The sequence below is a fragment of the Alkalimonas mucilaginosa genome, from assembly GCF_036327005.1.
Taxonomy (GTDB): Bacteria; Pseudomonadota; Gammaproteobacteria; order Enterobacterales; family Alteromonadaceae; genus Alkalimonas; species Alkalimonas mucilaginosa.
Genome location: NZ_JAUGZK010000003.1, coordinates 51582 through 63387, shown reverse-complemented (window position 1 = coordinate 63387; position 11806 = coordinate 51582). Strand labels below are relative to the sequence as shown.

Genomic DNA, 11806 nt, shown 5'->3' with positions numbered 1-11806 from the left:
CCATTTTCGAGCTTTATTTCAGTGTTTTAGACTGGTGCAACCAGTGACGGCAACTGTTGATGATAACTTATGCACTTCCCTTAAATAGAAAATGGCCTTTCGGCCATTTTCGTGTTTAGTCATGCATAAACTTTTTTTGGCTTATTTATTCTTTGGCCAGAAAAAAGCAGCCAGCGCTGGCAACACCAGAATGGCTCCCAACATATTCACCAGGAACATAAAAGTCAGCAAAATACCCATGTCGACCTGGAATTTCAAAGCCGAGAATACCCAGGTACTCACCCCAATCGCCAGCGTAATGCCTGTAAAGAGAACAGCACTGCCCCGCTCTTTCAATGCTTCGTAGTAAGCATCGCGCATTGGTACACGATCTTTGAGCATCTGACTCATGCTGGATACAATGTAAATACCATAATCCACCCCGATACCTACGCCCAGCGCTATTACTGGCAAAGTCGATACTGTCAGGCCAATCTGCAGTAAGGTCATTAAAGCCATCGCCATGGTCGATACTACAAAGAGTGGGATTACCACAGCAGCAGTTGCCCGACCAGAGCGAAAACTTAACAAACAGAGGATAATGACAGCACCATATACATAGAGCATCATTGGTCGCTGTGCTGCAGCCACTGCCTCATTCGTTGCTGCCATTACTCCCGCCGGACCAGATGCCAGCATAAAGCGTGTATCCTCATCCCCTAGTTCACTGCCGTACTCTTTCGCCGCTTGCACCACCCGGGCCAACGTCTCGGCTTTGTGGTCTTCCAAAAACAGCATAACTGGCATTACTGAACAATCCCGGTTCAGCAAGCCACTGCTGGTTTCTACCTGAGCGGATGCCTGCACCAAACTCTGGGTGTTGCGTGGCAATACCCGCCATTTCACATTACCTTCGTTGTAACCTGCATTGATGGTTTTCGCCACTGAAGACAGTGATACTGCAGATTGTACCCCAGGTACATTTACCATCAGCCATTGGAAATGATCTACCCGTTGCATAATGTCATGATGGGTACAGGCATTCGGTATAGACTCCACCATAATATTGATGTAATCCACCGAAATCGCAAAACGATCAGTAATAAGGAAGGTATCCTGATTGTAGCGGGAATGCTCATGCAAAGCAGGGGCGCCGGCATGCAAATCACCGATTTTTAACTGTTGGCTTTGGATGCTTGCCGCGATAAAAAGCAGGGCTGTAACTGCCAGCACCACTGCGGCTACCGGTTTAGTTGCCACCGCAGACAACTTGTACCACAACTTATCAGCAGTAGGATTACCAGCTGCAGCACGTTGCTGATAAGCTTTGCTGAAACGTACGTAAGACATCAACACCGGCAATAAGATCAGGTTGGTCAGAATAATGACCGCGACTCCAAGACTGGCAGTAATGGCCAGTTCCCGGATGACGCCAATCTCAATGATCAACAGGGTTAAAAATCCAACGGTATCAGACAGCAATGCCACACCACCAGGGACCAGCAATTTACGGAAGCTGGCCTGAGCCGCCGTTTTCGCATCCAGGCCGGATGCCACCCGCTTCCCTGTGGAGTTGATCATCTGCACACCATGACTTACGCCAATGGCAAAGACCAGAAAAGGAACCAGAATTGACATCGGATCAATGCCAAAGCCAATCACCGACAGCAAGCCCATTTGCCAGATCACTGCAATCAATGAACAGGCTATTGGCAGCACCGTCAACATCAAAGAACGTGAGAAAAAGAATACCATCAGGGATGTGATAGCAATGGCGATAGCGAAAAAAGTCAGTACGCCTTTGGCGCCATCTGCTACATCCCCCACCATCTTAGCAAACCCAATGATGTGTACACTGACCTGCTCAGTTTCAAACTGTCCACGAATTTGCTCTTCAAGGGTTGCGGCAAAAGCAATGGTATCAAGCCGCTCATTGGTAGAGGGATCTATTTCCAGCAACTGAGCGTTGATCATGGCGCAACTAAAATCATCCGCCACCATGCGACCGACGATACCAGCCTTTTCCACATTCTCACGTACTCTTGCCAGACCGCGTTGATCAGGCACAAAATCTGCCGGTATCACCGGTCCACCGGCAAAGCCATCTTCCACCACCTCCACAAAACGGGTGCTTGGACTAAACAAAGAGCGTACCTGGACCCGGTTAACGCCCGGAATGTAATACAACTGATCATGCGCCCGGCGCAGGCTATCGAAAAAATCCGCATTAAAAATAGTGCCACTGGCATCGCACATCGACACCAAAATATTGTTGGCACCTCCGAAATCCTGCTCGTGCTGCATATAGGTTTTCATGTACTCATGCTTGAGCGGTATATTCTTACTGAAACCAGCATCCAACTGAATTTGAGTAGCTTTAAATAATAAGAACAAGGTAGCCAACACGAAAAAGGCCAACACAGCCAGTCGGTGACGAAATAAGGCATACTCAACTTTATTAACGATTCGATTTAAACTCATGGCTTCTTCTGGCTCTGTTGCGCTAACTGACGGATCCCAAGCTCGGTAGCCAGGATCATCCGCTGTTGAAATGGCACCGCATTCACAATAGCACGGCCATCCACCTCGGTACTAAAGACAAAACTTTGTCCTTGATCGGTACTGACTGCCCAAAGGCCGGCATTGCCGGTTAAGTAAATGGCTTCAGGGAGTACAATCACACTATTAATGGTCGCTTGCGAGTCCAGCACCATTTCTTGCCAGCTTTCGCCTTCATCTTCAGATAAAAACACATGGCCACGCAGGCCAACTGCAAGCCAATGTCCTTCTGCAGTCACAGCCACATCAAACAAAGAGCCATGATAAAAGGGCTCAAGCAATTCCCAGTGCTGACCGAAATCGTCACTGATTGCAAAAAAACCTGCTTCACCAACCATCAACAGCTGGTTGTCTGCCACAAAGATACGATTGAAGTGCGGCAAAATAGCGGTTAGTTCAACGGCGTAGAGCTCAGGATCATCTTGTTTTAACTCCAGCAGGTACTCTTGCTCCTCTTCATCCAGCAACTCCAGATGAAACTCGGCCTCCCAACTGGTGCCTCCATCCCGGGTACGGTACATCAGGCCATAAGCACCAACAGCAATACCGTGCTCGCGACTTTCAAATACCACATCCAACAAGGGCTTATCCAGCTCGGGCAAAAACTGTTGCAGTTGCCAACTGGCTCCACCATCCTGAGTGTGCAAGATACTGGCATCATGACCTACAGCCCAACCATGGCTGGCATCAACAAAGGACACAGCGTTTAAATTGGCCCGCACAGGCACGTCTGCCTGTTGCCAGTGCACACCATCCTCGCTCCACAGAATATGACCTCGCTCACCTACGGCAATAAGGCGGTTTGATGGCAGTATGGTGATATCGGTCAGTAACGAGTGCTCAGCAAGGGGGGCCAAAACTGCAGGTTGTGCAGCTAAGCGGTCTTGCTTGGCACTGCTCGCCAGGCTCATAAACAACGCCATACCAATCCAAAGGGGGATACTACAGGCAGATTTCATCAGAATTCGTCTCGATTTAATTGCAAAACGGCTGAGAAGCTCAGCCGTTTGTCTACAGTCCGCTCAGGATTAACGAACGCCTTCGCGCCGCAAAGCTGCCGGAGTGAAATCATTGTCATTCAGGGTGACAGAGAAATCATACATGGCATCCTCATTATCCAGTCCCAGCGCAATGTAACGGCGCGAGTTTAGATCATGATACACTTCAAGCGTACTCCAGTGTGCGGGCATTTCGTAATAGTTCAGACCATGCGCCTGTGCAACCCGATACAAATCACCCCGGTTGTCATAGAGGTCGGCAACATGAATTTGCCAGCTGTCTTCATCGATGAAGAACACACGTTTGCCATACACATGACGCATACCGTCTTTCAAAGTGGCTTCAACCACCCAGACGCGGTGCAATTCATAGCGCGTGTGAGCCGGATTGATATGACCAGGCATCAGAATATCGCTGTACTTCAGCTCATTGCTGTGCAACTTATAGCTGTTGTACGGAATATACATTTCCTTTTTGCCTTTCAACTCCCAGTTGTAGCGATCTGGGGAGCCATTAAACATATCAAAGTCATCGGTGGTACGCAGGCCATCGGAAGCGGTACCTGGTGCATCGTAGGCAACGTTTGGCGCACGACGCACCCGGCGCTGACCGGTGTTATAGGTCCAGGCCTGTCGGGGAGTAGCAATTTGGTCCATGGTTTCATGAACCAGCAAGGCTGTACCCGCCAAACGCGCTGGCGAGGTAACGCTTTGTTTAAACTTAAACAAAATGTTTTCTGCCATCAGGTTTTCTGGCGTTGCATCCGGATGTGAGTACTTGAACATGATTTGTTCATCAAAACCAATAAAGGTGTATGCACCAGAAGCCGTAGGTGCCGCTTGACCACCATTGCGGGTAGCTGCAACGCCACGGAAGCGCACAATATGGTTCCAGATCGCTTCTAAGCCATTGCTTGGAATTGGAAATGGAATACCAATAGCAGCATTGGCCAGACCATTGCCGCCTTCAATCAGCTCGGCCTTAGTGGCTATTTCCTTGGTTGCATCGTAAAAATACTGCGGAAAGGAGGCAGAACGACGCGTCGGATAAATCGGCATGTTGAAGGTATCAGGATAGAGCTCAAACAAGGCAATTTGACCCGGACTTAATTTGTCGCGGTGCTGATCCAGGTTACTGCTGTTAATTACATACAACACCTGATCATCAGCGAAAGGATCCGGGTGATGATCACCAGGAGTGTAACCTGCTGGTGGCGTCAAAATACCACCGGTCCATTCAGGGATGGTACCAGCAGCATTGCCGGCTCGCTCAGCACCGATTGGTGTTAAGTCCTGACCAAGACGAGCAGCTTGTTCTGGCGTAATTTTAGCCAGCGCACTGCAGCTTACAACCATGGCAACAGCTGAAGCCAAGAGGGTGAGTTTTTTCATAATGGTTCTCGTCCCTTACTTAAATAGAGTACTTAACGTTAAATGATACAAAGTCACGATCGGCCAGATTGTTGGTGGTACCTACCCCACCCCAGAACCAATTGTAAGACAGCTCTGCTGACCAGCGACTCAGGTAATCAAAGCCAATGGTATAACCCAGAGACTTACGCCCTTCCACGAACATGAACAATGGATCTGGTGTAATGCCATTCACATCGTGGGCGAAGTTGATGCGGTGCGTCAGATTGCCTCCCGCAAAAACGTTGTTGTATTGGGCCTGCGCAAAGATACGATAGCCCCAGGCTGAAGCCGTAGGGAACGGATTTGGTTCTGGCCCGTCAGACAATGCCTGATGCAAGCCTTCCGATGGCCCAAAAGGACCTATCAAAGGTGCTCCACTGCGATCGGTGTTTGGGCCATTCAAACGAAGCACACTTTGATCTGGCATGCTGTGGATTTTCACACCACCCACTTCAGCAAGGACTGACAAGTTGTCGGTGCCAAGCACAGGCCCAAACAAGTGGGTCAAAGTTACCGATGCCTGGGTGGTGTTGCGGGTTATATAGCCCTGAGCCATCTGGCCAGGCAGCACTTTATTGCCATCAGCCCGGCCAATTTGCGAAATACCACCCAATTCAGGGTTCACAGCGATACCATCCAGGGTTGCATTAGCAAGCTGCTCTGGCATACCAGCGTACAGAATTTCGACATCATCGATTTGCAGTGGTTCATTGCGACGATGAGCCAACTCACCCGCAACAGAAGTACCTGCTACCGTGGTGTTAAAGCTGAAGCCATAAAGTTTGATGTCTTCCGGGTATTCCAGCAGGCCTTTAGAGAACATGCTAAGGTTGCCGATGTTGTCTGCGGTGATCTGCTGCTGATTTTCACTCAGATACACCAGGGACTGCAGCAATCCGACCTCACGCCCCCCATCAACGCTGAAGTCTGCCGCAATACCTGAGATAACAGGAACACGACTGTGATAATTCATGAAATAAACGGCGAACTCAGTGTCATTCAGATTAGGAGCAAAATACTCCAGCTTCGCGCCATACTGACCACCATTTTTGGGTTTTAGCTCACCTTCCGAACCTGCCGGACGCAATGCAACACGGGTAGCGTATACCCGGGCCAGGTTAATGGCGTTGATTTTATCCTGCCGACTGGCATTTGGGTTTTCAATCACTTGCAGCAAAGCCGGAGCGAATAGCGACAAGGTATTCATTTCATCAACCAGGAAATCCAGATCAATGTCCGGGTTGCCAGCAAAACCTAACTGAATATTCTGCGCATGCCCCCCTTTGCCAGCAAAGTCATTGGTTGAGAAATAAGTACCTGGCGATGGCAGATAGCTGTTTTCCCAATCGTACTGGTAGAAAAACTCAGCCGATAAATTATCGGTCAGACCAACAGCCAGACTGAGCATACCAACGGGGATATAAGCTTCTTTTAAGTCAGCGCCCGGAGAGCGGAGAATACCCACATCGATTGGTGTAATATTGATGCCGTGCGGTAAGAAAGTACTTTCCCCCCAGCTCAGCACCTGCTGTCCCAGTCGAACCGTCAATGGGTTCATGCCATCATTAAAACTAAAGTTGCCATAGACATAAGCGTCAAGCAAGCGGAAATCGCGGCAGCTCAGTTTACGCGAATCTCTGTCAGCACAAGGGTCAACATGCTGGCCTGAAATTGGGTTGGTGTAGGCATAATTGCTTTTGCGCTGAGCAAAATCGTAAAAATACATGAAACGACCGAAGAAGCCGAGATTGTCTTTACGGATCGAGAGATCATGAGTGCCCTTCAGCATGCTGCTGAACATATCGCCACGGTCAAAATTAAGATTACCGGCATCACCGTTGCTGGAGTACGCACCAGGCTCAGCCCAGATTTCGGTATTGGCATACACACTGTTGACATTGGGCGTACCAGCCGCCGTAAAGTAATAACCATAATCATCCCAGTTAAAACGCGGATGATTTGCTTTACTGATGGTATCCCAGTTACGATCTTCAGCCCGCCAACTGGCACCGTAGGAAAAGGTTGAATCAAATTGAATATCAACCCCACCCCAGTTAAAGCTGGCAGCCTGTATTGAACTTGCGGACATCGCCATTAACGCTGAGGCAATGCCAAGCGCCAGTGGCTTTTTCTGAAAAAAGGTAGTCCTTTTCTTCATGTTGGTTTCTCCCCCCTGTCCCCACAGGTCATTGTTATTTTTGTAGGCATACACTTGAACTCATCGGAGCTCAGCGCACATGATAAAATAATTACATCATTTCGGTAGCTTCGCAAGGCTTCTCAGCGGCTAAATCTGTTGATTTGTATTTGTTTTTTGTTTAATGAAACGATTTGCGCACTGAATGGCACTCTATTAGTTTAATCAGCTTTTGAAAAAACCCCAATCTTCTAACTAACATAATGAAAAATCGACTGAAATACCCGGCAAAATTGATCGGCCGTTTTAATTCATCGTTTAAAGCAATAGCTCTAACTATTTTTTATTAATTTGATGAGCTTGCCATTGGTATCCAGCCAAATGGTGAAAATACCGTGGATACCATCCTTTTGAATAAAGCGATGGAAGTGCTTCACGGCAATTTGAATACGCTCACCACTCTGTGCCGTTACAATAAAATTGCGATACTGGCCCTGGTAATAGCCCAGGCACTCCCGGGCAGACAGATGCAGCGAAAAATGATAGACAACCACGTTTGATTTCCACTAACCAGCGAGCGCTTTACTGACTTTTTCATACAAGTCATTGCTAATCCCATCTTTCTCCAGCAACTGACGCAAAGCTTGCTTTATTAAAATCTGTCGCTCTGAATCATAGCGATGCCAGGACAATAAAGGTGTCACCAGCCGGGCAGCCACCTGGGGATTGATCGGATCAAGCAATAACAAAGTCTGAGTCAGCAACTGATACCCACGTCCATCCAACCGATGAAACTGCCCTGGGTTCTGCATGGCAAAGGCATGAAACAGCGCTCGTACCCGGTTTGGATTTTGCCAACTAAATTTCGGGTGCTGACATAGAGCAGCAATGGTATCGAATACTTGCTCAGTTGGGTTGGCCGCGTGCAGACTAAACCACTTGTCCAGCACCAGCACATCCTGCTGCCACTCATTGGCAAAATGCTGCATCAACGATTCAAACACCGGATGTTCGCTGTGCAAACTGGCTTTTAGCACAGCTAATTTATCGGTCATGCCACTAGCCGTATGATACTGCTGCTCTAGCAGGGTCTGGCTATCGCCATGATGCATGCTTAAATAGTCCAGACAACGATTTTTTAATGCTCTTTGACCAACCGCCTCTTCGTTGTACTCGGCAGCGGCTTGACTGTGCTGCTGATAGCATTGCAGCAATGCTTTACTCAGGTGCTCTGAGATTTGCAGACGAAAAGCAGCACTGGCTGCCAGAATGGAGTCCACAGGGATTTGCGGAAAGCTCTCGGCAAAAGTGCCATAATCCGGTACTTTCAGTAACTCGGCTGTAAGGGACTTATCAGGCAGTGGCTGGTTAAGTAAAGTGGCATAGAGCTCAAATAAAGCCTCCGGCAAATGAAAAGCTCCCCCCTGCTGAATATACTGCTGCAGCCATAACATCCAGCACGACTGCAAAGCATCCCAGCGGGCAAAACCGTTACTGGCGGCTTTGGCTATCCGAAGCAACTCTTGTTCGCTGTAATCATGCAGTAAGCGCACCGGAGCAGAGAAGTCTTCCAGCAATACAGGTAAAGCGGTTGCCGAAACATCGGTAAAGACCAGTGACTCTTCTTGCAATTGCATGACAAAAAGCCCCGACTCTGAGCGTTCTCCATCCACTAATTGATAACGTATCGGTAAGACCAGTGGTAATTTCGTTGCCTGATCAGCTGTCGCCGGGGTGTGCTGCCGCAAGGTAAGCGTCAGCTGCTGTTTGTGTACGTCGTAGGAGCGCTGAACACGCAATTCCGGTGTCCCTGATTGCTGATACCAACGGCGAAAAGCGCTGAGATCGTAGTGATTTGCATCCTGCATCGCTTGCACAAAGTGCTCGCAAGTCACTGCCTGACCATCGTGGCGCTGCACATACAAACGCATCCCTGCCTGGAAACCATCTTCACCAAGCAAAGTATGCAGCATCCGGATCACTTCAGCCCCTTTATCGTACACAGTGACCGTGTAGAAATTATTCATTTCCATTACTTGCTGCGGCTGAATTGGGTGCGCCATCGGGCTGGCATCTTCCGCAAACTGAGCGGTGCGGATCACCTGCACAGCATGAATGCGGTTAACTGTAGCAGACCCCATATCACGGCTAAATTCTTGGTCACGAAACACCGTCAAGCCTTCTTTCAAGCTAAGCTGGAACCAGTCACGGCAAGTGACTCGGTTACCAGTCCAGTTATGAAAATACTCATGTCCGATAATCGACTCAACATTAAAAAAGTCGGTATCCGTAGCGGTATTGTTGCTCACCAACACATACTTGCTATTAAATACATTCAGACCTTTATTTTCCATTGCCCCCATATTAAAGAAGTCGACAGCAACCACCATATAGGTATCCAAATCGTATTCCAGACCAAAACGCTCTTCATCCCAACGCATAGAGCGCTTCAAGGCCTCCAGTGCAAAAAGGGCCTTATTGCCCTGACCTTTCTCGACGTAAAAAGCCAACTCAACCACTCTGCCAGATTTGGTCGTATACTGATCTTGTCGCAGTTCAAAATCACCCGCTACCAGTGCAAATAAGTAACAGGGCTTTGGAAAGGGATCCTGCCAGCGAACCAGCCGTTGACCACCAGCAAGCAAACGGTCAGCCACTTTGTTGCCATTGGATAGCAGGTAAGGATATTGGTTGGCGTCGGCAATGATGGTGGTACTAAAGACCGACAGCACATCAGGCCTGTCCAGGTAGTAAGTAATACGGCGAAAACCTTCCGCCTCACACTGGGTGCAAAAACTGCCATTGGCAAAATACAACCCCTCCAGCGCCGTATTGGCCTGGGGACAAATCTCTGTCTTAATGGTGAGCTTAAAATCATCGTCTGTCACCGACAGACGCAATTGCTGAGCATCGCACTGATACTCAGAAGGCTGTAACAAACGTTCATTGTAATGGACCGCTAATAGCAAAAGCTGTTGGCCGTCTAACCGAAGCTCCAAAGCATTTGGGTTGGCTCGCCGAAACTGCAGGACCGCAGTGACCAGTGTTTTATCCGCAGCTAACTCAAAAGTTAGATCTGTGGTTTCAATGAAAAAGTCCGGTGCCTGGTAATCCGCCAGGCGCTTTACCTGACGACTGTTGGTGTCTGCAGACATAACAACTCCGATTGCAGTAGCTAAAAGGCTGGTTTTATTCAGTATAACGCGAAACAGCCTGATCGGCAGGATCAGGCTGGTGCTATTAAGATTTTAGATGCAGTTCTTGCTGCACACTTTCTGGCGGGGATAACTTTAGGATCTTAATCCCGCAATAGGCGTAGATCACTGCCAACACAGGATTGATCAAATTAAAGAAGGCGTAGATAAAATAATCCAGTGGATTCACATTCAACACACCGTGCATGTAAGCGCCGCAGGTATTCCAGGGGATCAATGGACTGGTAATAGTACCGCCATCTTCCAGTGTACGTGACAAATTCACCGGAGCAAGACCACGTCGTTCATACTCTTCTTTGTACATGCGTCCTGGCATCACAATTGCCATGTACTGATCAGCCGTAAGAATATTGGTCGCAATACAGGTGGCAATGGTACTGGTGATCAAAGAGCCGGTGCTATGTGCTGCTTTTAGAATCGACTGTACAAACTTACGCAACAAGCCGACTTTTTCTATCACCGCCCCAAACATCATCGCCGAAAAAATCAACCAGACAGTATTCAGCATGCTGGACATACCACCACCACTAAGCAGGCTGTTTAAATCATCTGACCCCGTTTCCACAGCAAAGCCATCAAACAAAGTGGCCCAAACCAGCTTCAGGCTGCCCAGGCTGGTTCCCAAATCCTGATCCATCAAGCTCTGGATCAGTTCACGCTGAAACAGCAAAGCCCAAACGCCACCAAGTAAGGCTCCGATAAACACGGTTGGAAATGCCGGCACTTTTTTAACGGCCATGGCCAGTAAGACGAAAAGCGGGATCAGGGTCCAGAAACTGATGGCAAAGTGCTGCTGCAAAGTCGCACTGATCAGATCAATATGGACCGCATCGGCTGACGTTGTGCTGTTCAGCCCTATGACTAAAAACAGCAACAAGGCAATGACAATACTGGGTACTGTCGTCCACAGCATATGCCGGATATGAGCAAAGAGTTCGGCTCCGGCTACTGCAGGTGCCAGGTTGGTGGTTTCACTTAAGGGGGATATTTTATCGCCAAAATAAGCGCCGGAAATAATGGCTCCTGCCGTAATTGCCGGTGACAAACCCAAGCCTGCAGCTACACCAATCAAAGCCACACCAATGGTTGCAGCGGTGGTCCAGGAGCTACCGATACTCATGGCCACTATGCCACACAAAATACAGCTGGCAGCATAAAACCAGCTTGGGCTTAACAGCAGCATGCCATAATAAATGAGTGTTGGTACCGTACCAGCCAGCAACCAGGTACCAATCAGGGCACCTACAGCCAGCAAAATCAGTACCGCCCCTAAGGACAAAGCAATGCCTTTTGTCATCGCCTGTTCTATCTCATGCCAGCGCAAACCATTTTTAAGGCCAATCACAACGGCAACGGCAGAAGCAATAAAAAGCGCGATTTGGTTCGGACCATAGGAGGAGTCATCACCAAATAACAATACGGAGCTGGATAACAGCGTGATCAAAACCAGAATTGGCAATGAAGCATCAAAAAAGCTGGGTTCTTTTATCTTTGTTGTCATGAAT

General features: G+C 48.5%; 7 protein-coding genes. All 7 read right to left on the bottom strand.

From position 1 onward, the window contains the following. Positions 1 to 141 precede the first annotated feature (141 nt). Positions 142 to 2460 (bottom strand): efflux RND transporter permease subunit, encoded by a 2319-nt coding sequence (locus tag QWF21_RS04685; protein WP_330086889.1) that lies wholly within the window; start codon positions 2458 to 2460, stop codon positions 142 to 144. Continuing rightward, entirely contained in the window at positions 2457 to 3497 is a 1041-nt protein-coding gene (locus tag QWF21_RS04680) for a WD40/YVTN/BNR-like repeat-containing protein (protein ID WP_330086888.1), read from the bottom strand. The genes QWF21_RS04685 and QWF21_RS04680 overlap by 4 nt, the downstream gene beginning before the upstream one ends. A gap of 69 nt (positions 3498 to 3566) precedes the next feature. Beyond that, positions 3567 to 4928 carry a DUF1329 domain-containing protein gene (locus QWF21_RS04675; protein ID WP_330086887.1) on the bottom strand — a complete coding sequence of 454 codons (1362 nt, stop codon included), beginning with the start codon at positions 4926 to 4928 and terminating at the stop codon, positions 3567 to 3569. Between the two features lie 19 nt (positions 4929 to 4947). Then, on the bottom strand, positions 4948 to 7107 hold the full coding sequence (locus tag QWF21_RS04670; protein WP_330086886.1) for a DUF1302 domain-containing protein: 2160 nt from the start codon (positions 7105 to 7107) through the stop codon (positions 4948 to 4950). 311 nt (positions 7108 to 7418) lie between these two features. After that, positions 7419 to 7640, bottom strand: coding sequence for a DUF2835 family protein (locus tag QWF21_RS04665; RefSeq protein ID WP_330086885.1), 222 nt, complete (start codon positions 7638 to 7640; stop codon positions 7419 to 7421). A 12-nt stretch (positions 7641 to 7652) separates the two neighbouring features. Further along, positions 7653 to 10241 carry an aminopeptidase N gene (gene pepN / locus QWF21_RS04660; RefSeq protein ID WP_330086884.1) on the bottom strand — a complete coding sequence of 863 codons (2589 nt, stop codon included), beginning with the start codon at positions 10239 to 10241 and terminating at the stop codon, positions 7653 to 7655. A gap of 85 nt (positions 10242 to 10326) precedes the next feature. Beyond that, on the bottom strand, positions 10327 to 11802 hold the full coding sequence (gene nhaC / locus QWF21_RS04655) for a Na+/H+ antiporter NhaC (protein ID WP_330086883.1): 1476 nt from the start codon (positions 11800 to 11802) through the stop codon (positions 10327 to 10329). Positions 11803 to 11806 lie beyond the last annotated feature (4 nt).